This window comes from Azospirillum sp. B2RO_4 (assembly GCF_051124815.1).
Classification (GTDB): Bacteria; Pseudomonadota; Alphaproteobacteria; order Azospirillales; family Azospirillaceae; genus Azospirillum.
In genome coordinates this window covers 1,664,921-1,688,107 of the sequence record NZ_CP118485.1, presented here as the reverse complement: position 1 = coordinate 1,688,107, position 23,187 = coordinate 1,664,921, and the positions used below count along the sequence as shown (strand labels likewise).

The 23,187-nt window shown below is 68.6% G+C and carries 19 protein-coding genes; 15 read left to right on the top strand and 4 right to left on the bottom strand.

All coding sequences use genetic code 11. From position 1 onward, the window contains the following. Positions 1 to 29: 29 nt before the first annotated feature. The 4 genes from tssC (PWS46_RS07970) to tssA are packed head-to-tail and all read right to left on the bottom strand — an operon-like array spanning position 30 to position 4,776. Entirely contained in the window at positions 30 to 1,580 is a 1,551-nt protein-coding gene (tssC, locus tag PWS46_RS07970) for a type VI secretion system contractile sheath large subunit (RefSeq protein WP_434613449.1), read from the bottom strand. Positions 1,581 to 1,587: 7 nt separating this feature from the next. Then, positions 1,588 to 3,081, bottom strand: coding sequence for a type VI secretion system contractile sheath large subunit (tssC, locus tag PWS46_RS07965; RefSeq protein ID WP_085089691.1), 1,494 nt, complete (start codon positions 3,079 to 3,081; stop codon positions 1,588 to 1,590). Between the two features lie 4 nt (positions 3,082 to 3,085). Next, positions 3,086 to 3,592, bottom strand: coding sequence for a type VI secretion system contractile sheath small subunit (tssB, locus tag PWS46_RS07960; protein WP_085089690.1), 507 nt, complete (start codon positions 3,590 to 3,592; stop codon positions 3,086 to 3,088). Between the two features lie 44 nt (positions 3,593 to 3,636). Further along, a complete protein-coding gene (gene tssA, locus PWS46_RS07955; RefSeq protein ID WP_434613444.1) occupies positions 3,637 to 4,776 on the bottom strand; it encodes a type VI secretion system protein TssA in 1,140 nt (379 codons plus the stop codon). Between the two features lie 278 nt (positions 4,777 to 5,054). Between tssA and PWS46_RS07950 the strand changes: the two genes are divergently transcribed. The 15 genes from PWS46_RS07950 to PWS46_RS07880 all read left to right on the top strand — a co-directional run bounded on the left by PWS46_RS07950 (position 5,055) and on the right by PWS46_RS07880 (position 23,181). After that, positions 5,055 to 5,360 carry a hypothetical protein gene (locus tag PWS46_RS07950; protein WP_434613441.1) on the top strand — a complete coding sequence of 102 codons (306 nt, stop codon included), beginning with the start codon at positions 5,055 to 5,057 and terminating at the stop codon, positions 5,358 to 5,360. 18 nt (positions 5,361 to 5,378) lie between these two features. Beyond that, a complete protein-coding gene (locus PWS46_RS07945; protein ID WP_085089687.1) occupies positions 5,379 to 5,762 on the top strand; it encodes a PAAR domain-containing protein in 384 nt (127 codons plus the stop codon). A gap of 4 nt (positions 5,763 to 5,766) precedes the next feature. Then, a complete protein-coding gene (locus PWS46_RS07940; protein ID WP_434613438.1) occupies positions 5,767 to 6,834 on the top strand; it encodes a class I SAM-dependent methyltransferase in 1,068 nt (355 codons plus the stop codon). A 250-nt stretch (positions 6,835 to 7,084) separates the two neighbouring features. Further along, positions 7,085 to 9,790, top strand: a complete 2,706-nt coding sequence (tssH, locus tag PWS46_RS07935) for a type VI secretion system ATPase TssH (RefSeq protein WP_434613435.1) — start codon at positions 7,085 to 7,087, stop codon at positions 9,788 to 9,790. 152 nt (positions 9,791 to 9,942) lie between these two features. Continuing rightward, complete coding sequence (locus tag PWS46_RS07930; protein WP_085089684.1) at positions 9,943 to 10,419, top strand: Hcp family type VI secretion system effector; 477 nt, start codon at positions 9,943 to 9,945, stop codon at positions 10,417 to 10,419. Between the two features lie 119 nt (positions 10,420 to 10,538). Further along, positions 10,539 to 12,659 (top strand): type VI secretion system Vgr family protein, encoded by a 2,121-nt coding sequence (locus PWS46_RS07925; RefSeq protein ID WP_434613432.1) that lies wholly within the window; start codon positions 10,539 to 10,541, stop codon positions 12,657 to 12,659. Positions 12,660 to 12,721: 62 nt separating this feature from the next. After that, positions 12,722 to 13,291, top strand: a complete 570-nt coding sequence (locus tag PWS46_RS07920) for a DUF6931 family protein (RefSeq protein WP_434613430.1) — start codon at positions 12,722 to 12,724, stop codon at positions 13,289 to 13,291. 4 nt (positions 13,292 to 13,295) lie between these two features. Continuing rightward, positions 13,296 to 14,639, top strand: a complete 1,344-nt coding sequence (locus tag PWS46_RS07915) for an FHA domain-containing protein (protein WP_434613427.1) — start codon at positions 13,296 to 13,298, stop codon at positions 14,637 to 14,639. Between the two features lie 54 nt (positions 14,640 to 14,693). Then, positions 14,694 to 16,028 (top strand): type VI secretion system baseplate subunit TssK, encoded by a 1,335-nt coding sequence (gene tssK / locus PWS46_RS07910; RefSeq protein WP_434613424.1) that lies wholly within the window; start codon positions 14,694 to 14,696, stop codon positions 16,026 to 16,028. Positions 16,029 to 16,073: 45 nt separating this feature from the next. Next, the gene (locus tag PWS46_RS07905; protein WP_434613421.1) at positions 16,074 to 16,829 is read left to right on the top strand and encodes a hypothetical protein; all 756 of its coding nucleotides are present in this window, start codon (positions 16,074 to 16,076) and stop codon (positions 16,827 to 16,829) included. Continuing rightward, entirely contained in the window at positions 16,826 to 18,982 is a 2,157-nt protein-coding gene (locus PWS46_RS07900; protein ID WP_434613418.1) for an MFS transporter, read from the top strand. The genes PWS46_RS07905 and PWS46_RS07900 overlap by 4 nt, the downstream gene beginning before the upstream one ends. Positions 18,983 to 18,987: 5 nt before the next feature. Next, on the top strand, positions 18,988 to 20,070 hold the full coding sequence (locus tag PWS46_RS07895) for an ABC transporter substrate-binding protein (RefSeq protein ID WP_434613415.1): 1,083 nt from the start codon (positions 18,988 to 18,990) through the stop codon (positions 20,068 to 20,070). Positions 20,071 to 20,080: 10 nt separating this feature from the next. Beyond that, positions 20,081 to 20,872: a GNAT family N-acetyltransferase gene (locus PWS46_RS07890; protein ID WP_434613412.1), complete on the top strand. Its 792-nt coding sequence runs from the start codon at positions 20,081 to 20,083 to the stop codon at positions 20,870 to 20,872. A gap of 69 nt (positions 20,873 to 20,941) precedes the next feature. Next, a complete protein-coding gene (locus PWS46_RS07885) occupies positions 20,942 to 21,745 on the top strand; it encodes a hypothetical protein (protein ID WP_434613409.1) in 804 nt (267 codons plus the stop codon). Next, on the top strand, positions 21,742 to 23,181 hold the full coding sequence (locus tag PWS46_RS07880) for a HAMP domain-containing protein (protein WP_434613406.1): 1,440 nt from the start codon (positions 21,742 to 21,744) through the stop codon (positions 23,179 to 23,181). The genes PWS46_RS07885 and PWS46_RS07880 overlap by 4 nt, the downstream gene beginning before the upstream one ends. Positions 23,182 to 23,187: the final 6 nt, after the last annotated feature.

The window sequence follows — 23,187 nt, the reverse complement described above, 5'->3', positions numbered from 1 at the left end:
TCTCCCCTGGATGGAACGCCCGATGCGGATCAGGCTGCCCCGCCGGTTTGGGCCAGCTCCGTCACCAGCTTGAAGGTCGAGAAGACCTGATCAAGCTGGAAGTGCGGCCGTAGATGGATGACGCATTGATAGTTGCCGGGCTTGCCCGGGATGGCGCGGACCTGGATGCTGCCCTCCCGCAGGGGATAGCGCGCCTTCTGGTCCAGGCTGGCGTCGTCGTTGCCCAGGCAATAGCCGTGCAGCCAGCTCTGCAGGTCGCGCTCGCACTCTTCCGGGGTGACGAAGGCGCCGACACGGTCGCGCACCATAACCTTCAGGAAATGGGCGAAGCGCGCCACGCAGAACATGTAGCGCATCATGGCCGACAGCCGGGCGTTGGCGGTCGCCGTCGCGGTGGTGTACTGCCCGACCCGCTGGACCGACTGGTTGCCGTAGAAGACCAGATAGGGCGTGTCCTTGCAGCGGCTGACCGGGATGAAGCCCAGATCGTCCAGGTCCCGTTCCAACTGGTCGGAGATCGAGACCTCGACCGAGAATTTCTGGGCCACCTTCGTGGCGTCGGTGGCGAAGTCCGGCACCACCAGCTCGGTCACCAGCCCGCCGCCGACCACATCGCGCTGGGCGCCCCGGATGTCGGCGAACCAGCCGTGATGCAGGAAGGAGCGGATCAGCACGGTGCCGAAGGCGTAGACGGCATTGCCCCAGCAGTGATCCTCCAGCCGCATGCCGCCTTCACCACCGAGCGACTCCTCGCGGAAGCGGAAGCCGTGGCGGGCCTGCGGATCGTCGCCGTAGGGTTCGCGCATCAGCACGCGCGGCAGAGCCACGCCTATAAAGCGTGAATCCTCGGTTTCCTGGAAGCGGTGCCAGCGCTGGTATTCCGCCTGCCGCAGCACCGATTTCAGATCCAGCGGCAGGCCAAGCTCGTGGAAGGTCTCCAGCCCGAACAGCTCAGGCGCCGCCCCGACGATGGCGGGGGCGAAAGCCGCCGCGGCGACCTGGGCCAGCCCCTTCAGGCCGGACACGTCGTCGGTCGGCCGTTCCTTGGTCGGACGATGCTGCACCGCATAGTCACACAGCAGCACGCCGAAGGGACGGCCGCCGGGCATGCCGAATTCGTCGCTGTAGACCTTGTTGAACAGCTGGCTCTGGTCGAACTCGATCGCGCGTTCCTGGTCGCGGCACAGTTCGGCCCAGGTCAGGTTCAGCAGCCGCAGCACCACCGTCTCGGCAGTCTGCGCCTGCTTCACCAGCGTGCGCACCCCGCGCCACGAACCTTCCAGCGACTGGAAGCGCTTGTGGTGCAGGATGGCATTGACCTGATCGGACAGCAGCGCGTCGATGGCCGCGATGTCGCGGTCGAGCGCGGCGCGCAGCATGTCCAGGCTGTCGTAAACGGGAAGGGTGATCCCGAACCACAGGCGAAGCGCTTCTCCCGGACCTTTCGCCGCCAGAAAGGCGTCGAGCAGGCCGGGGTCGTCGCGGCCGATCGCCATGTCGACCGCCCGCAGACGCAACGGCCGTTCCAGGACCGTCGCCTCCGCGTCGTCGGCATGAAAGTCGGCCGCTGACTCGCTCATGCGGCTATCAGCCGGCCTGCGGGATGCGGGCGACCATGCGCATGGAGGTGGTCAGTTCCTCCATCTGCAGCCACGGGCGCATCCAGGCGACGGCGTTGTAGGAGCCGGGCTTGCCCGGGATCTCCTTCACCTGCACCTTGGCTTCGGCCAGCGGATACTTCGCCTTCATCTCCTGGCCCGCGGCTTCGTTGCCGTTGACGTAGTTCAGGATCCAGCGGTTCAGCCACGCCTCGCAGTCGCTCGCCTCCATGAAGGAGCCGATCTTGTCGCGCGCCATGATCTTCAGGTAATGGGCGAAACGCGAGGTCGCCATGATGTAGGGCAGGCGGGCGGAGATCGCGGCGTTCGCGGTCGCCTCCGGCCGGTCGTACTTCTTGGGCTTCTGCGTGGTCTGGGCGCCGAAGAAGACGGCGTAGTCCTGGTTCTTGTAGTGGCAGAGCGGCAGGAAGCCCAGCTTCGACAGCTCGGCCTCGCGGCGGTCGGTGATGCCGATTTCGGTCGGGCACTTGGCGTCGCTGTCGCCGTCGTCCGAGGTGAAGGTGTGGAAGGGCAGGTTCTCCACCTTGCCGCCGCCCTCGGCGCCGCGGATGGCCGTGCACCAGCCATACTGCGAGAAGGCGTTGGTCAGGCGCTGGCCCATCGCGTAGGAGGCGTTCATCCAGCAATAGTCGTTGTGCGCCATCGGCCGGGCGATGCCGCCCTCGTACGGGGCCTCCTCGTACTCGAATTCCTCGACCGGCTTGGTGTTGGCGCCGTAGGGCATGCGGGCCAGCACGCGCGGCATGGTCAGCGTGACGAAGCGGCTGTCGTCGCTCTCACGGAAGCTGCGCCACTTCGTGTATTCCACGCTGTCGAAGATCTTCTCGAGGTCGCGCGGCTTCGACAGCTCGGTCATGTCCTCGAAGCCGAACAGCTTGGGGCTGGCGGCGGAGATGAACGGCGCGAAGGCGGCCGCCGCGACGTTGGAGACGCCGGTCAGCAACTCCATGTCGTCGGGGTGGTTGGTGAACTCGTAGTCGCCGATCAGTGCGCCGTAGGGTTCGCCGCCGGCGATGCCGAACTCGTTCTCGTAGATCTTCTTGAACAGGTTGCTCTGGTCGAACTCGACCGCCTTCGAGATGTCCTTGTACAGGTCCTTCTTCGGGCAGTTCATGACGCGGATCTTGAGCGTGGAGCCCGTCTCCGAGTTCATGACCAGATAGTTCAGGCCGCGCCACGAGCCTTCCAGCTTCTGGAACTTCTCGTGGTGCATGATGGCGTTGAGCTGCTTGCTGATCTTGGCGTCGATCGCGGCGATCGCCTTATTGATCGTCTGGCCCAGGTTCTTGTTGAAGGTGACCGTGCCGGCCAGCGCTTCCTGGGTCAGGGTGCGCAGCAGCTCCTGCGCACGATCCGGCTCCGTCTGCTTGGTGGCGGCGATGGCCTGGTCGAGGATCGAGAGGCCGGTACCTTCGGCGACCGCGCCGGCGGCGGCAGCGCCCTGGGTCTGAGCGTCGCTCATGGGATCAGCCCTCCTTCGTCTCGGTGCCGAGCTCGCCGCTCAGCGCCTTCAGCTCGTCGGTGTTCTGCAGCACGCGCTCCAGCAGGCCTTCCAGCTCTTCCGAACGGTCGGCCTTGCTCAGCAGGTCGCGCAGCTGGTTGCGGGTCTCCAGCAGCTTGCGCAGCGGCTCCACCTGCTGCACGACGCGGCCCGGCTCGAAATCCTCCATCGACTTGAAGGCGAGATCGACCGACAGCTGGGTGCCGTCGTCGGCCAGCGTGTTGTCGACCTTCATCTTCAGGCCGGGCGTCATCCGGGCCATCACGTCGTTGAAGTTGTCGCGGTCGATCTGAATGAACTTGCGGTCCTTCAGCGGCTTCAGCGGCTCGGTCGGATCGCCCGAGAAGTCGCCGAGCACGCCCACGACGAAGGGCAGCTCCTTGACGACCGTCGCGCCCTCGGTCTCGACGTCATAGGTGATGTGGACGCGGGGCTTACGCACGCGATCCAGCTTCTGGTGGATACTCGCCATGTGATCGGACCTCCCTGCTCACGCCGTAGGATAGGCGATGATCGTCAATACCCGGATTGTTCCGCCGGCGGCGGCGCCTTGGCGCCGGAGGCGATGAAGAACTGCCGCCGCGTTTCCTCGTCGGTGATGAGTTCCTGCAAAAGCTCCTGCAGCGGCATGCGGCCGCGGCGCACCACCTCCTCCAGCGTGTAGGAGATGGGGGAATGCGGTTCCGTCTTGCGGAAGAAATCGGCGACCTGCAAGAGGACCTTGAAGGCCTCCTCGCGCGTTGTCACAGCCCCGCTGGCCTGGACCTTCGCCGTCGCGGTCACCGCCCCGCCGCCGGCCGCCACCAGCTCGGTCGATCCCGAAGGGCCGTCGGCCGCCGCCGCCGGCTCGTCGCCGGACAGGGTCGCCAGGCGGTCGCGCGCGGCATAGTTCACCGCGTCCAGCGCGGCGGCCAGCACGTTGCGGATGTTGCCCGCGGGCGGCGAATCGTAGCCGGCCTTGTCGTACAGGGTCTTGCCCAGCGCCTCGAACTCGTCGATGGCGCCCTGGATGTCCTCGACCAGCGTCTTGAATTCCGACGCCGGCGTCTCGCGCACGCTCTGCTCGAACTGTTCCCAAGTGACAGCACCGTTGTCGATTCGCGCCTGACGGCGCGCTTCGTCGGTGATCTTCGCCAGTTCGATGGCCTGTTCGTACTGCCAGAGCGAGTAGGGGATGTCCCCCATCGTCAGCGGCACCTTGCGGATCGGCTGGATCAGCGTGCCGTCGGCCGATTCGCCATTCAGGCCGGTCAGCGGGCCGACGCGGGTGGCGATGCCGTCCTCGTCCGGCGCGGGATACAGCCCGTCCCAGAACCGCTCCACCAGGCCGCGGGCCAGCGCGAAGCCGTCACGCAGGCCGGCATAGCCCTCCGCCCGCAGCAGCGCCTCGATGAACCAGGCGGTGACCTCCAGGTCCTTGGCCTGGGTGCGCAGGATTCTGGGGCTGACATCCAGGATGGTGCGCCATTCCGGCAGCAGCCCGCCGGCGTCGTCCTCCACGTCCATGGAGCGTTCCGCAGCGCGGGCGGCGCTGCGCGCATCCTTGACCGTGTAGTAGTCGGCCGAAGCGTTCTCGCGCAGGTCGATCCCCGACTCGGAATCTCCCTCGATCGGCTGCAGAAGCTCTTCAATGTCGAAAATCTGCGGTGACGCCATGTAAGGAGAGCACCCTTTCCGCATTCATATGAAGGAAGCGATAGCCGACCGCCGGCCCTCCCTCGAGTTTGGGAGTAAGCGTTCGGGCCGCAAAATTGATAGCGTTACTTATAACGGTTCGACAAGGCTATTCGTCATGCCCCGTGTGGACGAACGAAATATTGCAGATGCGTAACAAATTAGCCGGTGGGCTACCCAGACAAGCTTGACGAAACGCAATTGCGGATGAATGCTGCCGGTCTGACGTCGGAACGAAGCCCCTCGGGATGCCTTTTGCGATGACTCCTGACGCCGACCCGTACAACCCGAAAGACGCCGCCACCGGCTTTCCCGTCGATGTGGCCGTGGACACCGGCGTGCCCGTGCTGGTGGAAAAGCGCGACGCCTCCGGCCGGCTGCTGGCACGGGTCGGCATTGCCGCAGGCGTGCTGGAGGGACCGTGCCTCTTTTTCGCGGAGGATGGCGAGACGGTGGTATCGCGGATGACGTTCCGCGCCGGCCGTCCGCTCGTGCCGCAACCACCGGGCATCCCGTCGCCCTTCCTGTCCGGCAGCCCGGTGGCTGCCGGCGAATCGCCGTTCTGACCGGCCGGAGTCACCAGGATGCCGCCTGCCGCCCGCCTCGGCGACCTGATCAAGCAGGACACGCCGCACTGCCACGCACCGATCCACCCGCCGGCCCCGGTGCCGGCGCCGGCACCCCATCCGGGACTGCCGCTGGCGATCATTCTGGGCAGTCCGACGGTTCTGATCGGCAAGATGCCGGCGGCGCGGCTGACCGACATCTCCGCCCCGTGCGTTCTGCCCGGATGCATTCCGGCCGGTCCCGGCATGATCTCGCAAGGGTCGGGCACCGTTCTCATCAACAGCCTGCCAGCGGCCCGGATCAACGACATGACCGCACACACCAGTTGCGTCGCCCCGATCCCCGCCCCGGTCGGCAAGGTGCTGCCGCCCGGCTGCCCCACCGTCATCATCGGCGGCTGACCACATGCGCCTCGGCCATTTCGAGAGCCTGCATCCGGTTTGCCCGCGCTGCCTCGCCACCGGCGGAGCCGCGGTGCCGCTGGCGCTGGGCATGGTGGAAGAAGCGACGGCGGACGAGGTGCGTTGGGGCACGCTGGTGTGCGGCAACGACGCCTGCGCCATGGAATATCCGATCGTCGACGGTGTTCCGATCCTGGTTCCAGACCTGCGCGGCTGGATGGCGGCCAACGGCCATCTGCTGACCACGCGCACCGATCTGCCGGCGGCGATGGAGGGCGTGCTGGGCGACGGCTTCGGCCCCGACAGCGCCTTCAACGCCACGCGCCAGCACCTGTCCAGCTATGGCTGGGACCATTACGGCGACCTCGACCCCGCGACGCCGGCGGGCGAGGCGGGCTCGGTGGTGCGCTGTCTCGATGCCGGGCTGGAGCGGTTGGGACCGCTGACTTCGGGTGCGGTGCTGGATCTCGGCTGCGGCGCCGGACGGACCAGCTTCGAACTGGCGGAACGGACCGGCGGCCTCGTGGTCGGGCTCGACCTTCACTGGCCGCTGCTGATGCTGGCGCGACGGGTGATGGAGCGGGGTGAGGCGGTCTTTCCGCTGCGCCGCTCCGGCATCGCCTATGACCGCCGGCGGATCGAGGTGCGGTTCGCCGGGGCGGAGCGGGTCGATTTCTGGATCGGCGACGCGATGTTCCCGCCCTTCGCTCCACGGCGGTTCGCCCTGGTCGCCGCGATGAATGTGCTGGACTGCGTGGCCTCGCCGCCGGCGCTGCTGCGCGCCATCGACGGGGCGGTGGCGGACGGCGGCGGCGCGCTGCTGGCGACGCCCTTCGACTGGTCGACCCAGGCGACGCCGGTGGAGGCCTGGCTCGGCGGCCATTCCCAGCGCGGCGACGATTCCGGCCGCTGCGAAGCGGTGCTGGCCCGGCTCCTGACGCCGGGTGCCCATCCGCAGTCCGTTACGCGACTGCACGCTGAAGGAGAAGCCCTGGACATGCCGTGGACCGTTCGCATGCATGACCGCGCATGCATGCAATATCTTGCGCATATCGTCATGTTGCGGGCGTGAAACGGGCAAGTCGCGGAGCGGCAATCCGTCTGCAGCGAGGTATCGCAGTGGATTTTTCCAAATGGCTTGGCCACAGTTCGACTTGCAGCCGCAGGATGAACCACCCTAACGGGGGCCAGCCGGTTACTTGAGGTCGAGCGGGTCCGGTTTCCGATGCGCGCCGTTCGGCGCCGTCCGGCGAAACCGGCCGCAGAAGGTCCGAAGGGCCTTCCAGTCGGAACGATAAGGGTCACACGAAGGGGGTGGAGCTATGGTGGCGGTCGATCTGCAGAGCATGATTTCCCGGCTGAATCCTCTGTGCCGGCGGGCGCTGGAGGCTGCGGCCGGACAGACGCTGTCGCGCACGCATTACAACTGCGAGATCGAGCACTGGCTTCTCCAGCTGATCGGTGCCGCGGACGGCGACGTCTCCGCCATCCTGCGCGTCTACGAGATCGACGCCGGCCGGCTGTCGGCCGACCTGACGCGGGTGCTGGACAAGCTGAAGACCGGCAACAGCCGCGCCCCCGCCCTGTCGCCCAACCTTGTCCAGCTGATGCGCGAGGCGTGGGTGCTGGCCTCCCTGCAGTATGGCGAGGGGGCGGTGCGCTCCGGCCATCTGCTGACGGCTCTGCTGTCGGACGAATCGCTGTCGGCGCAGGCCCGCGACATGTCCGGCCAGTTCGCGAAGATCACCGCCGAGGCTCTGCGCCGCGACCTGCCCAAGATCGTCGCCGACACGGCGGAGGCGCGGACCAGCGCCCCGGTCGCTGCGGCCGCCGGCGGCGCTGCCGGCGGGACAGCCGCGGGCGGCGCGCCGAAGGTCGGCGGGGCGACCCCCAACCTCGACCAGTACACCATCGACCTGACGGACCGCGCCAAGAACGGCAAGATCGATCCGGTGCTGGGCCGCGACGCCGAGATCCGCCAGATCATCGACGTGCTGACCCGCCGCCGCCAGAACAACCCGATCCTGACCGGCGAGGCCGGCGTCGGCAAGACGGCGGTGGTCGAAGGCTTTGCTCTGCGCATCGCCGCCGGCGACGTGCCGCCGGACCTGCGCAACGTCCGCCTGCTTTCGCTCGACCTCGGCCTGCTGCAGGCCGGCGCCGGCATGAAGGGCGAGTTCGAGAACCGGCTGAAGGGCGTCATCGACGAGGTGAAGGGCTCAAGCCAGCCCATCATCATGTTCATCGACGAGGCGCACACCCTGATCGGCGCCGGCGGGCAGGCCGGCCAGAACGACGCCGCCAACCTTCTGAAGCCCGCGCTCGCCCGTGGCGAGATGCGCACCATCGCCGCCACCACCTGGGCCGAATACAAGAAGTATTTCGAGAAGGACCCGGCGCTGACCCGCCGCTTCCAGGTGGTGAAGGTGGAGGAGCCGGCGGAGCCGGTCGCCGTCGACATGATGCGCGGCCTGACCGCCACGCTGGAGAAGCACCACAAGGTCCGCATCGTGACCGAGGGGCTGATCGAATCGGTCCGCCTGTCCAGCCGCTACATCCCGGCGCGCCAGCTGCCCGACAAGGCGGTCAGCCTGCTCGACACCGCCTGCGCCCGCGTGGCGATGAGTCAGACCGCGACCCCGCCCGCCATCGAGGACCGACGCCGCACGATCCAGCTGACCGAGACCGAGGTCGCGATCCTGGAACGCGAGGAGGCCATCGGCATCGACCATGCCGAACTGCTCGCCGCGCTGAAGGACAAGATCGCCGCCACCCAGGCCGATCTGGAGACGCTGGAAGCGCGCTGGACCAAGGAACTGGAACTGGTCAAGGCGATCAACGAGACCCGCGATCAGCTGGTCGCCGCGCATGAGCAGGCCAAGGCCCCGGCCGCAGAGGGCGCAGCTGGGGGAGCCGCTCCCGCGGAGCCGCTCGACGCGGAGGCGCTGAACGCCAAACTGAGTGCGCTGACCACCGAGCTGACCGCGCTGCAGGGCGAGGATCCCCTGGTCAAGGTCGCGGTGGACGGGCAGGCGGTGGCCGAGGTGGTCGCCAACTGGACCGGCGTGCCGGTCGGCCGCATGGTCTCCAACGAGATCAAGACGATCCTGTCGCTCGCCGACCGCATGAAGGAGCGGATCATCGGCCAGGACCACGCGCTGGATGCCATCGCCCAGGCGATGTGGACCAGCCGGGCCAAGCTGACCGACCCGCGCAAGCCGATCGGCGTCTTCCTGATGGTCGGCACGTCGGGCGTCGGCAAGACCGAGACGGCGCTGACCCTTGCCGACCTGATCTATGGCGGCGAGCAGAACGTCACCACCATCAACATGACCGAGTACAAGGAGGAGCATAAGGTCTCCCTTCTGCTCGGTTCGCCTCCCGGCTATGTCGGCTTCGGCGAGGGCGGTGTCCTGACCGAGGCGGTGCGCCGCCGGCCCTACAGCGTCGTCCTGCTGGACGAGCTGGAGAAGGCCCATCCCGGCGTGCAGGACATCTTCTTCCAGGTGTTCGACAAGGGCACGATCAAGGACGGCGAAGGCCGCGACATCGACTTCAAGAACACCGTCATCATCATGACGTCGAACGCCGGCACCGACCTGATCCACAAGCTGTGCGCCGATCCGGAGACCGCGCCGGACGCCGACGGCCTGCTGGAGGCGCTGCATCCGGAACTGCAGAAGAGCTTCAAGCCGGCCTTCCTCGGCCGCTGCACGGTCATCCCCTACTTCCAGCTGTCGGATGAAAATCTGGCGAAGATCGTGGTCCTGCAGTTGAACCGCATCGCCAAGCGCGTGGTGCAGAACTACAAGGCCGCCTTCTCCTACTCCGACGATCTGGTACAGAGCATCGTCAGCCGCTGCCAGGAGGTGTCGAGCGGTGCCCGCAACATCGAGACCATCCTGAGCCGCACGCTGCTGCCGGAAATCTCGTCCCGCATCCTCGCCCGCATGGGCGACGGCGAACCGATCACCCGCGTCCACGTCTCGGTCGATGGCGAAGACCGCTTCGTCTACGACATCGCCTGATACGCAATGATGCGGGAGGGCCGGGGCGGGAGCGTGAAAAAAAGACCGGGCGGTGACGCCCGTCACAGCAACCGCCTCAATTCTTTCGTAACCATACTGCGCAGATCAAGCTTACCCGTTAAGACCGACCTTTAAAGAGCGAGGAGACCAACATGGCGATCTACATCAAGTACGAAGGCATCGACGGCGAAGCCACCCACGAGACCCACAAGAAGTGGCTGGACGTCGGTTCGCTGCAGTGGGGCGTCGGCCGCGCCATCAGCACCCCGTCGGGTTCGACCGCCAACCGCGAGGCGTCGGAGCCGTCGGTGTCGGAAGTGACCATCACCAAGCTGATGGACAGCTCCTCGCCGAAGTTCTTCGTCGAATCCTGCACCGGCGCCATCGGCAAGAAGGTGCAGATCCACCTCGTCACCACCGGCAGCCCGGGCAACACCTACGCTGAGTACACCCTGACCAACGCCCTGGTCTCGGCCTACTCGATGTCGTCGGGCGGCGACCGTCCGTCGGAGTCGATCTCCATCAGCTTCACCAAGATGGAGTACAAGTTCATCCCGTACGACGACAAGAACAAGGCCGGCACGCCGATCTCGGTCTCCTACGACCTGTCGACGACCAAGAGCGCCTAAGTTCGGCTGCGCTTGCCCCCACCCCGACCCTCCCCCGCTTCGCAAGGGAGGGGGAGGGTTAGGGTGGGGGCAAGACCATCCTCGACCATTGCTTCCCACACACATAGGACCAAGCCCGCATGTCGGATGCGCCCACCATCTCGCAGACCGGCCGGCTTCTGTCGCTGACCTCGCCGTTGGGCGCGGACGTGCTGATCCCGGTGGCCGTCGAGGGGGAGGAAGGGCTGTCGCGCCTGTTCCGCTACACCATCACGCTGATCTCCCCGCGGATGACCATCGCGCCGGCCGACATCCTGGGGAAGTCGCTGACGCTGTCCATCGCGCGCAAGGGCGGCGATCCCCGCATCGTCAACGGCATCGTCAGCAGCTTTTCCGCCGGACCGCTGGCGCTCCGCGGCTATCGCCAGTACACAGCCGAGATCGTGCCGACCCTGTGGCTGGCCACGCTTCGCTCCGACTGCCAGGTCTTCCAGGAGAAGTCCGTCGTGCAGATCGTCGACGCCATGCTGTCCGACTGCGGCGTGACCGAGGTGAAGAAGCAGGGCCTGTCCGGCACCCACAATGCCCGGCCGGTCTGCGTCCAGTATCGCGAGACCCATTACGACTTCATCGCCCGCCTGCTGCAGGACGAGGGCATCTATTTCTATTTCCAGCACGAGGCCGGCAAGCACACGCTGGTGTTGAGCGACAGCGCGTCCGGCTATACCGACTGCCTGGACAAGGACGTCATCCACGCCACCTCGGCGCAGGGCAACACGCTGGCCATCGACGGCTGGGCGCATTCGCAGTCCTACGTGTCCGGCAAGTGGACGCTGAAGGACTATAATTTCGAGACGCCCAGCACCGACCTGACCGCCAGCACCACGACGGTGCTCAGCGTTCCCGCCTTCAAGTCGCACGAGATGTTCAGTTATCCCGGCGGCCATATGGTGAAGGCCGACGGCACCACCCTGTCCCGCCTGCGCATGGAGGAAACCGAGACCGGATACGAGCGGGTGGAGGGCAGCGCGACCTATCGCGGCCTGTTCGCCGGCGGCAAGATCTCGATGACCGGCCATGCGGTGACGGCGGAGGTCGGCAAGGGCTATGTCCTGACCGATCTGGCGTTGAGCGCCCAGGACCAGAGCCATCTGGGCAATGGCGGCGTTCCGCCGTCCTTCTCCTGCCGTTTCGCTGCGATCCCCGAGGCCACCGTGTTCCGTCCGCCGCCGGTGCCGCGCCCGCGCACCCATGGGCCGGACACCGCGACCGTGGTCGGCCCCAGCGGCGAGGAGATCTATTGCGACAAGTACGGCCGCGTGCGGGTGCAGTTCCATTGGGACCGCAAGGGCACCAAAGACGAGAAGAGCTTCGTCTGGCTGCGCGTCGCCCAGACCATGGCGGGCAAGAACTGGGGAACCATCTTCACCCCGCGCGTCGGCATGGAGGTGCTGGTCGATTACATCGGCGGCGACCCCGACCGGCCCTTGATCGTCGGCTGCGTCTACAACGCGGAGAACATGCCGCCCTACACGCTGCCCGACAACAAGACGCAGAGCGGCATCAAGACGCGCTCCAGCAAAGGCGGCGACGCGGCCACCTTCAACGAGCTGCGTTTCGAGGACAAGAAGGACGCGGAGGAGATCTACTTCCACGCCCAGAAGGACTTCACCCGGATGGTGGAGAACGACGACACGCTGACCGTCGATCACGACCAGACCATCACCATCAAGAACGACCGCACCGAAACGGTGTCGGAAGGCAACGAGTCGGTCACGATCGCCAAGGGCAACCGCAGCGTCACCGTGTCGGAAGGCAACGACAGCCACGATGTGACCAAGGGCAACCAGTCCCTGACGGTGGGGGAGGGCAACCGCACCGTCACCGTCAGCAAGGGCAACGACACCCACACGGTCAGCAAGGGCAACCGGACGGTGGAGGTCGGGCAGGGCAACGACAGCCTCACCGTCGGCCAGGGCGACATGGCGATCGACGTGAAGCAGGGCGACTACGCGCTGAAGCTCGGGATGGGCGATGTGTCGGTGAAGGCCAGCACCGGCAAGATCACCATGGAGGCCACCACCTCGATCGAGCTGAAGGTCGGCGGCAACAGCGTGAAGATCGACCAGACCGGAGTCACCATCAAGGGCATGATGGTCAATGTGACCGGCGAAACGCAGGTGCAGATCAAGGGCAAGATCACCCAGGTGAACGGCGACGCGATGGTTAAGATCCAGGGCGGCGTGGTAACCATCAATTGACGAAACACCGTCCACAGTGGGGCGGTCATAAAAGCGGGGTTGGGACGGTGGAGATCGGGTTGTTGCCGAAGTTGCGCTTCGCCCGCGCGGCCGAAGCGGTCGCGGGGCTGGACCTGTCGGCGGAAGCGACGGCGCTGTTCGCGCCGAACGCCCCGACATCCGCCTATCTGAAGGCGCTGATCGACGCCGAGCTGTTTGCGGACGCCATCCGTCTGCTGGGCATGGCGCTGCCGCGGCGCGAAGCGGTGTGGTGGGGCTGTCTGGCCGCCCGCGGCGCGCTCCCTCCGGAGCCGGCCCCTGCCGATGGCGCCGCGCTTGAGGCGGCGGAGGCCTGGGTATTCCGGCCGACGGAGGAAAACCGCCGCGCCTGCTACGCCCCGGCCGAAGCGATGAATTTTTCGACGCCTTGCGCCTATGCCGCCATGGCCGCCTTCTGGTCCGGCGGCAGCCTCGCCCCGCCCGACGCGGCGGTGGTCGTGCCGCCGGGCGACGGACTGACCGGAACCGCCGCCGCCGCCGCGGTCCTGCTCGCCGCCGCCGCCGTGCCGAAGGAGATCAAGGCCCGCCACCGCGCCTCGCTGGCCCAGGCGCTGGACATCGCCAATGGCGGCAGCGGCAAGGTGGGGGCATAATCCAATGAAGCTTCGCCTGACCCTGATCCAATGCCCGCCGTCGCAGGGTTCCGACATCGCCCGCGACCTCGGCACCGGCCGGCTGGTGATCGGCCGCGGTCCCGATTGCGACTGGATCCTGAACGACCCGGAACGGACGCTGTCCAAGATCCACTGCATGGTGGAGTTCAAGGGCGGCGTCTACATCGTCATCGACAGTTCGACCAACGGCGTCTTCCTCAACGACGCGCCGGCCCCGATCGGCCGCGGCAACTCCGCCGTGGTGGGCGAGGGCGACCGGCTGCGCCTGGGTGGCTTCGTGATGCGCGCCGGCTTCGCCGCGGAAGAGGCGCCGGCCGCCAACGATCCGTTCCTGGCGGTGCTGCGCGGCTCCGATGCCCCGGCTCAGTCCGCGCAGGCGGCGGAGGACGACCCCTTCGCCGTATCGGCCTTCAACAGCGGCGCGGTGCCGGTGATGCCGATCCCGGACGACGAGGATCTGTTCGGCGACTTGCCGCGCGCCGACGACCGATGGAGCGATAAGCCGTCCGGCGGGTGGCAGCCCAGCGCCGCATCAGGTCAATCGGGGACGCAGCCCGATGCCTACGGACGCGACGCGGACTGGGCCGGCGCGGCCCAGCGCGATTTCTCGCCGGACAGCCTCGGCACCATCCGCGTTGCGCCCGAACAGCCGGCCTTCGACCAGGGAAGCGGCGGCGGCAGCGGTGGATTGTCGATCCCCGACGACTGGCTGGACGATCCGGTCGATCTGCCGCCGGCTCAGCCCGCTCCCCTCGTGGCACCGGCCTCGCCCCAAACATCGCTCCCGCCATCGCCTCATTCATCACCCGCGCCATCGCCGCCTGCAGCGGCCCCTCAGCCCATTGCGGACGGCCTTCCGCCCGAGGACTGGGCGGACGATCCGCTGGTACCGCCGGCCTTTGGCGCGCGCCCGGCATTCACCGCGCCACCGGCCGCCGACCCTGGCTTTGACTCCGGATTCGACACCGCTCCCGCCGCATCCGATCCTTTGGCCCGCGCGCTGGCCGACGTTGTGCTGTCGCTGGCGCGGCGGCAGGCGGCGCTGGAAGCGTTGCTCGGCCTCGATCCGGAAGACACGCTGACGCAGGGGGCTTCGCCCTTGCTCCGCGCGGCGGATGCCGACGATGCGCTGGCCCGGCTGCGCGCCTTGCCGCCGGGGGAGGCGGAGGCGCTGCTGCAATCGGCCGCGGCCGACGGCGCCGCCCACCAGTCGGCCCTGCTGGCGGCGGTGCGCGAACTGACCGGCGAGACGGCCGACGGCGGCACCCGACTGGCGGCGCTCTACCGCCGGCTCCTGCCCATCCACCGCCACGCGCTCGGCGGTTGACGGCGGAGAACGACCCATGACGACGACCACCAGCCTGCAAGAGGGAAAGCGCCCATGAGTTGGGACGACAAGGTCATCTGGTCCGAAGGCATGTTCCTGCGGGCGCAGCATTTCCAGCAGCAGGACCGCTATGTCGAACGGCTGGTGCGCGGCCGGGTGGCGGGCTTGCGTCCCTTCGCCTGGGGCATTAGCGAACTGACGATCAACCGGGAGCTTCTGGCCGTCGGCAAGTTCGCCGTTCTGCGCTGCAAGGGCATCCTGGAGGACGGGACGCCGATCAATATCCCCGACGACGACGATCCGCCGCCGCCGCTCGACCTGCCGGAGACGCTGGCCAACAGCATCGTCTATCTGGCCCTGCCGGTTCGCCAGCGCGGCGGCGTGGAGTTCGAGGTGGGTGAGAGCGCCGACGCCGCCACCCGCTATGTCGGCGAGGAAACGGAAACGGTCGACGCCATCGCCGGGTCGGCCAGCGTGTCGCGCATCCGCACCGGGCGGCTCCGCTTGCGCTACCGGCTGGAACGGCAGGAGCGCGCGGGCTACCACTGCCTCGGCCTTGCCCGCATCCAGGAAGTGCGGTCGGACCGTCGGGCCACGCTGGACGAGCGCTATGTTCCGCCGACCCTGAACGTCCAGGCGCTGGCCCCGCTGGCCGGCTACATCACCGAAATCCAGGGACTGCTGAACAGCCGGTCGGAGGCGCTGGCCGCCCGCGTCGCCGGCTCCAACGGGCGCGGCGCCGGCGAGATGGCCGATTTCCTGATGCTCCAGGTCGCCAACCGTTCCGAACCGCTGTTCGCCAACGTCGCCCGCATGCCGGACATCCATCCGGAACGGCTGCACGGCATGATGCTGTCGCTGGCCGGCGAGCTGGCCACCTTCACCGCGGTCAACAAGCGGCCGCCTGGGTTCCCGCCCTATCGGCACGACGATCTGCAGGGCACGATGGAGCCGGTGATGGCGGAGATCCGCCGCTCGCTCAGCGCGGTGCTGGAACAGACCGCCATTCCCATCGACCTGCTGGAACGCAAATACGGCATCCGTGTCGGTACCATTGCCGACCGCTCGCTCATCACCACCGCCACCTTCGTGCTGGCGGTGCGGGCGGACATGCCGGGCGAGGCGCTGCGCCGCAACTTCCCGGCGCTGGTCAAGATCGGTCCGGTCGAACAGATCCGCGAGCTGGTCAATGTCCAGTTGCCCGGCATCCGAGTAAGACCGCTGCCCGTCGCACCCCGGCAACTGCCCTATCATGCCGGGGCCGTGTATTTTGAACTCGAACGCGGTAGCCCGATTTGGAAACAGCTTGCAACTTCGGGCGGAATCGCGGTTCATCTAGCGGGTGACTTCCCCCAGGTGGCGATGGAGCTTTGGGCGATCCGTGGCTGATGCATCACCAATTCATCATGTAGGGTTGCAATGAGGCTCGGCGGCGTGCTGGCCCTGCGTACGGGCGCCGTCATCGCCGCGACGGTGGCGACGGCCGTACTGCTGTCCGTCGCCCTGTCGGGACTGAAATTCGAACAGAAGCTGCGCGAGGTCACGACATCCCGCCTGACGGTGGTGGCGGACGAGATGAGGCGCCGGGTCGAATACGGGCTGACGCTTGGCCTCGACCTGTCCGAACTGGTCGATCTGCAGGCGCAGGCCGAACGCGCCGCCTCCGGCGAGGAGATCCTCGGGGTGGAGGTGGTGGACGACCGCGGCATCGTGCTGTTCGCGTCCGACCGCAACAGCGTCGGCCGCCCCAGCCCGATCCGGTGGAGCGAGGATCCCGGCAGCACGCTGCGCCAGCGCATCGACGGCGACGTGCTGGTGATCGGCACCGGCGTGCGCAACAGCTTCGGCCAGCCGGTGGGCGAGGTGATCCTGCGTTCCTCGCTTGCCGGCCTGAAGGCACGGGTTGCGGCGGTCGAAGACGGGTTGCGTCTTGGCACCCTGGCCCTGGTGCTGATCGCCGCGCTTGCGACATTCGCCGCCGTCTTCATCGTCGTGCGCCAGGGCGGCGGTCGCCGCGGACTGGCTGACGGCGCGGCGCCGCTGGGCATGGTCCGTGACCGTCTGAACCACGGCATCGCCGACGCCGACCGCGCCATCGAGGAGCTGGAGCGGGAGCTGGACGCGATGGCCCCCCTCGGCATTCCACCGGTGAACATGGCATCGCCGATGCCGAAAGGGGCCGCGCCATGACCGGAAAAGGAAAGTCCAGCGCCGCGAAGGCCGCGCCGGCCCGACAGCGCGACCCGATCAGCGCGCTGGTGCTGCGGCTGACCATCGTCACGGTGGCGGTCCTGCTCGTCGCGGCGGGGGCGGCGTCCTGGCTGTCGCTGCGCAGCTTCGACCCGCTGTTCCAGCCGGAACTCGCGCGCAAGGCGCAGACGGTCGGCGGCCTGCTGGCGGCGCAGATCGACCGGGGCCTTGGCGTGCGCATCCCGCTGGACCGCATGGCCGGCCTGGACGCCCTGCTGGCGGCGGAGGTCGATCGCCACGACGACATCGCCTATATCGCGGTGACCGATCCGGCCGGGCGCATCGTGGCGACGGCGGGCAAGCCGCTTGCCGGACTATCGTCCGTGCCGGCCGGCCGTCTGTCCGGACCCGCCGACGGACGACTGGTGAGCGGCTTCGTCGATGTCGAGAACCCGCTGGGCGGGACCGGCGCATCGGCCGGCGCGCTGCATGTCGGCATCGACAGCGCCTTCCTGGCCAAGGCCTCCACCGATCTGGCGCTCGACGTGCTGTCGGTGGTCATCGTTTCCGTCCTGCTGATCTTCGAAGTGCTGCAACTGGTGGTCAATCTCGCCATGCGGCGGGTGCTGACCCTGCGGCTGCTGGCCGACCGGGCGGAGGAGGGCGATTTCCGCGCCACTTTGCCGGTGGCTCCGGAGCCGGCCGGACCACAAGCCGCCGGGGCCAATGACGACCGCGCGCTGGAAGGCGGCGTGCGGGCCGCGCTCGACGGCGTCAACGCCCGCCATGCCGGGCTCGCCGCGCGGGTGGCCGAGCTGCGGAGCCGCCTGGGCGACGACGATCCACGTGTCGGCCGGGCGGAGGCTGGTTTGGCCGCGCTCGCCAGCCGTTTCCGCTTCCGCGATCCGCAGTCCGCAACCCCGCCGCCGACGCCGCTGAACCTCGTCTTCCTGCGTCTGCCGGTCTTCCTGTTCTGCCTGTCGGAAGAGCTGTCGCGGCCCTTCCTGCCGGCCTATGCCAAATCCTTCGCCGGCGAGGTGCCGTGGCTGACGCCGGACATGGTGGTCAGCCTGCCGATCACGCTGTTCATGCTGATCTGGGCGCTGTCGCAGCCGGGCGGGGCGCGCTTCTCCGAACGGTGGGGGCGGGCGCGCTCCTTCACCATCGGCGCATTGGTGGGTTCCGTCAGTCTGGCGCTGACCGCCTATGCCGGTTCGCTGTTCGAACTGATGCTGTGGCGCTGCCTGACCGCGCTCGGCTATGGGCTGGTGCTCATCACCGCGCAGGGCATCGTGGTCGACCACACCACACCGCGCAACCGGGCGGCCGGCATGGCGATGTTCATTGGCGCCCTGCTGGCGGCCGGCGTCTGCGGCCCGGTCGGCGGCGGCATCATCGCCGATCAGGCGGGCTTCCGCGCCACCTTCCTGCTGGGCGCGGTCCTGGCGCTGGGTTCCGGCCTGTCGGTCAGCCTTCTGCTGCTGCGCGGCCGCTCCGCGGCGCGTCCGGCCGGGGCCGCACCGCGTCCGGCCATGGGCAGCGCGCTGCCGCTGTTCCGCGATTTCCGCTTCTCCGCCCTGATGGTGCTGAGCGCGATCCCGACCAAGATCGCGTCAACCGCCTTCCTCTTCTGCCTCGTCCCGCTTTTGCTGACCGCCGATGGCGCCACCAAGGCGGAGATCGGCCGGGTGCAGATGATGTATTTCGTCGCCTTCATCCTGGTCTCGCCTCTGGCCGCCAGCCTGTCCGACCGCTGGCAGGCGCGGCGCGGCTTCATCGCCGCCGGCGGCATCGGCACGCTGGCCAGCTGCCTGCCCATCGTCGCCACCCAGGCGCTGTGGGGGCCGCCGCTGGCCATCGCCCTGTTCGGGCTGTCCCAGGCGCTGGTCGGCGCGCCGCAACTGACGCTGGTCTCGCAGATCGCCCGCGAAGGCGGCCTGCAGGAGACGGCGGCCATCGGCTGGTACCGGCTGATCGAGCGGCTGGGTGGTGCGCTCGGCCCCGTCACCGCGATGGCGGTGGCGGTCGCCACTTCCTACCGCGAGGCGATGCTGGGCATCGGCCTTCTGTGCGGGGCAAGCGCCCTGCTGTTCTGGATTCTCTTCCGCACCGGCCGGCCGGCCACCCCGGCAACCCGGCCGCAGGAGGCTTGACCGCGATGAGCGCGAACTTCTTCGATGAGAACGATCTGCGGCGCATCCGCCGCCGCTCTCTGCTGCGGCTGGCGGCCGCCGGCGGGCTGGCGCTGCCGGGCCTGCCATTGGCCGGCAATGCGCTGATCGGGTCGGCGCTCGCCGCCGCGGCGCCGGACAAGACCTTCCGCATCACCATGGTGCTGGGCCGCGGCGAGAGCGACAACGAATACGGCTTCAAGGACTATCTCGCCCGCCGCGGGCTGAAGGTCGACTACACCATCCGCAACACCGGCGGCGACATGGCCAAGCTGCCGGGCATTATCGAAGAGATCAAGGACACCCGCCCCGATCTGATCTACAGCTGGGGCACGCCGCAGACCCGCGGCCTCGTCGGCCCCTTCGACGAGCCGGACCCGCGCAAATACGTCACCGACATCCCGGTCGTCTTCACCTTCGTCGCCGCTCCGGTGGATGCGAAGATCGTGCCCGACCTCGCCCATTCCGGGCGCAACGTCACCGGCACCATCCACATCGCCCCGATCGCGGTGCAACTGAACACCATCCAGGCCTACCGTCCGGTCAAAAAGCTGGGGGTGGTCTACAACCCGAAGGAGCGCAACTCCGTCCTCACCATCGAAGGGCTGCGGGCGGAGACGGCACTGCGCGGGCTGGAGCTGATCGAGGAGCCGGTGCCGCTGAACGACCGCGGCGAACCGATTTCCGCCGCGGTTCCCGACGCCATCGCCCGCGCGGCGCAGCGCGGGGCGGAGATGCTGTATATCGGTCCCGACACCTTCATCGCCTTCCACAACCGCAGCGTCGTGGCGGCGGAGGCGTTGCGGCTGCATCTGCCGACCTTCTCCGTCACCGAACTGATCGTGCGCACCGACAAGGCGATGCTGGCGCTGGCCAGCAGCGCCTACGGCATCGGCCGCTTCACCGCCTTCAAGGCGGCGCAAATCCTGCTCGACGGCGCCAAGCCGGCCGACATCCCGGTGGAAACGCTGAAGCGCTTCTCCGTCATCATCAACATGGCCACGGTACGGGCGCTGGAATATTACCCGCCCATCGGCCTCCTGAACTTCGCGGAAATCATCGAATCGTGAGTGGCGAATTATGAGCGTCCTGCCCCCCGTCCCCCTGCCGTTCGGCGCGATCCCCCTGCGCGGCGACGCCGCGCGCGCGGTCGCCGCCGTCCGCTTGAGGGTGCTGGCCGCCGACCTGCCGGACGGGCTGACCGTCCGCATGATGGACCTGGACGATTCCAACCTGCTCGCCGACTTCCGCGTCCGCGTGGTGGCGACGCTGGAAGACCCCGACCATTACCGCATGGCGGGGGAAGTCGGGAACTTTGTTGCCGACCATCTGGGCGATCGCGGCCTGACCGCCGGAATCTTCCGTAAGGGCGCGCTGGTCGCCTATGGCGCGCTGGGCCTGCCGTCGGTCGGCGATCACAACCGGGGCCGCGACCTCGACCTTCCGGAAGCGGAGTTGCCCTGGGTCGCGCACATGTCGTCGGCGATGGTCGACCCTTCGGAGCGCGGGCGCGGCCTGCATCACCGCCTGATCGATTGGCGGATCGAGGTGGCGGAGGCGCTCGGCCGCCGGCATCTGGTCACCACCGTCAGCACGCGCAACCACCGCAGCTGGGGTCATCTGGCCCGGCACGGCATCTATCCGAAGCGGCTGGTCCGCGTCGGCGGCGATCTGGTGCGGCTGCTGGTTCACCGCGACTTCACCGCGGATCCGGTCTTCGACACCGCCAGCGCCGAACTGGTCGCCGTGGACGAACTGGCCTCGCGCTGGGACGTGTTCGACCGCGGCCATGTCTGGGGCCGCGTCGCAGCGGGTGAGGGAGCGTCGCAACGCTGGTACGCCTTGTGTGGCCGGGAGCGCGATTCGCGCTGATTAGGCCGCGTTGACTGGGCCGCGCTGATCGGGAGCTGATCGGCAGACGGCCGGAGGGAGAGGACCGGAATGGGATCGGGCAGTTTCGGGGCGCGGCTGGCGGCGTTCGTGGCGGTGGCGGTGTTCGTCGCAGGCCTGTCCGCCGTCGTGCTGTGGACGCGCGAACAGGCGCGTCGCCTGGACGAGGCCGTGTCCTCCCAGGTCGGCTTCGTGCTGAGCGAGGCGAAGACATCGCTCGAGACCCAGCTGAATCTGGGCCTTGCGCTCGGCGACCTGCCGCAGGTCGATGTGCTGCTGGCCCGCGCCCGCGCCGCCCTTCCCGGCATCCAGTCCGTCGCCGTCCTCGACGAGGCCGGCACCATCCTCTTCTCCACCAACGCGGTGGAGGTGGGGGAGGCGCTGCCGCCCCGCCCGGCATCGGCGTCAGACGGTGCCGACGGTGACGTCAGCGGCTTCTGGTCGGAGGTGCGAGGGGCCGAGCGGGTCTATGGCGTCGGTCTCGCCACCAGCTTCGACACGGCGGCCGGCAGCGTGCTGGTCCGCATGCCGTCCGGCGCGATGGCGGAGCCGATGCGCCATTATGCCCTGACCCTGTCGATCGGCGCGGTGCTGATCGTGCTGCCGCTGGCCCTGATCGGCTGGCTGGCCGGGCTGGGGATCGCCGCCGGGCCGCGCCGGTCCCTGGCGGACCTCGCAGCATCGCTGGAAGGGCTGGGGGAGGGGACGACCGCTCTTCCCGCCCCATCCGCTGTCCATTCCACCGCCAAATCTCTTGGCCTGCCCGCACCCGCCTTCACCGAAGCGGTGCGGCGGCGCCTGACCATCCTCGACGAGGCGGAGCGCGAAGTCGCCCGTCTGGACGAACTCGCATGACATCGCGCAGACACCGCTCCTTCCTGCTCGGCATCCCGGCCGTCATCCTGCTGGCCGCGGCGCTGGCGATGGCAGGCATCGGGCTTCTCGGCACCTGGCTGGCGCAGGAGCAACTGGGCGAGGCCCGCGCCGCCAAGGCCGCCGCGGTGGCGGAGGCGGTGCAGCACGATCTGGAACGCGCCATCGGCTACGGCATTCCGCTTCCGCGTATCGAGGGAGTCGGCGCCTTCCTGCAGGGAATCGCCGACCGCAACCCGGACATCGGCTTCCTGGCGCTGACCGGCGCCGACGGCACGCTTCTCCAGTCGGCGGCCACCGGCGGCTCCCTTCCCGGCGGCAAGCAGATGGAGACGATGGCCGGCTCGCTGCGCAGCCTGCCGACGCCCGAGACCCGCGCCGCGACCCTCCAGCCGATCGAGCGCGACGGCTTCTTGATCCTGCGCCTGCCGGTGCGCATCGGCCGCCTGTCGTCGGAAGGCGGCGGCGGCGGGGTGGGGCAGCCGCCCGCCGGCCATGTGCTGGTGGGGGTGCAGCCCGGTCAGGTGCGCGGCCAGATCGCCGGAGAGTTGGCGACGGTGGCGCTCGGCGGTCTGGCGGTCCTGCTCCTGCTGGCCGAACTGGCCGGCGTGCTGGCCCGCGCCAGCTTCCGTGCGCCGCTGCGCCGGCTGGCCCGCGCGATGGAGGAGGCCGCGGCCGGCCGCTTCGCCACGCTGCTGGGCCGTCGTCCGCGCGATCAGGTCGGCCGCCTGCTCTTCTCCTTCAACGCCGTGGTCTTCGGCCTGCATGAGCGCCGGCAACGCTTCGCCGCCCATGCCGAGGAGGTGCGCGCCGCCGTCTTCGACCCGGAGGTCGCTGAAGCCGTCGACCGCACCCGCCGCTCCGCGCTGGAGGCGCTCGGCACCGGCCTGGAGGCCGCTCCCCGGCGCGAGGTCGATTCCCGTGCCGACGACATCCATTCCTTCGCCCTTCTGGCGGCGTCCGCCGCGGCGATGCTGGCACTGGGCGCCGGGGCGGGCATCGGGGACCTGTCCGGCGGCATGCTCGCCGCTCTGCCGACGGTCGCGGTGGCCGGTCTGGTCGGCGGTCACGCGATTCCCGCCCGCCTGCGCCGGATCGCCGCCCTTTTGGCCGCGCTTCTTCTTCTGGCGGCGGGCGTCGCGGCGATCGCCGCGACGTCGGCGTCCGCTCCGGTATCCGGCCTCCTTGGAGCGCTGTCGGGAGGCTTCGCCGCCGGGTTGGCACTGTCCTATGTGCGGCGACAGACCGGGGACGGTGGCCTTCCATCGATCCTGCGGGCGCTGGCGGTCGGTGTCCTGGCCGCGCTGCTTTGGGCAGTGGCTGTCGATTGGGACGGCGGCCTGCTCGCTGCGTCGGCCCTGCTTCCCGCCGGGCTGGCCTTGCTGCTGGCGCGGCCCATCGTTGTTCCGCGGAGCTGAGAGGCC